The organism is Larkinella soli (genome assembly GCF_003703975.1).
Lineage (GTDB): Bacteria > Bacteroidota > Bacteroidia > Cytophagales > Spirosomataceae > Larkinella > Larkinella soli.
On record NZ_QTJY01000079.1, the window covers coordinates 1 to 341 of the forward strand.

The 341-nt window shown below is 68.0% G+C and carries 1 protein-coding gene; it reads right to left on the reverse strand.

Annotation, left to right across the window (positions count from 1 at the left end):
• A partial coding sequence (locus DX909_RS29755) for a hypothetical protein (protein ID WP_164851469.1) occupies positions 1-341 on the reverse strand: 341 nt, incomplete at both ends.

Genomic DNA, 341 nt, shown 5'->3' on the forward strand with positions numbered 1-341 from the left:
CCGGCATTGGAGACGGGCTGGCGGTCGCGGTCCCACTCGAAGGCTTCGACCGTCAGCGTGTAGAGACCCTCGGGCAGGCGGCCGCCCCGCGTGAGAAAGTCGGCCGGAAGGCCCTGCCCTTCGAGGGCATTGGCCGACAGGTAGTCGGCCAGGTCGGGGCCGGCCAGCATTAGGGGGATACCGGGGGAAAGCGTCAGGGGTTGAGCGGGGCGGAAGTCGGGTCTCGAGCGAATCAGCACGCCGGGGCCCTCAAGCCGCAGGCTCAGGTAGAGGTCGAGCTGGGGTTTGGTCAGGTCCTTCAGCAGCAGGTAGACGCGCAGCAGTTGGGGATTGGTCGTCCA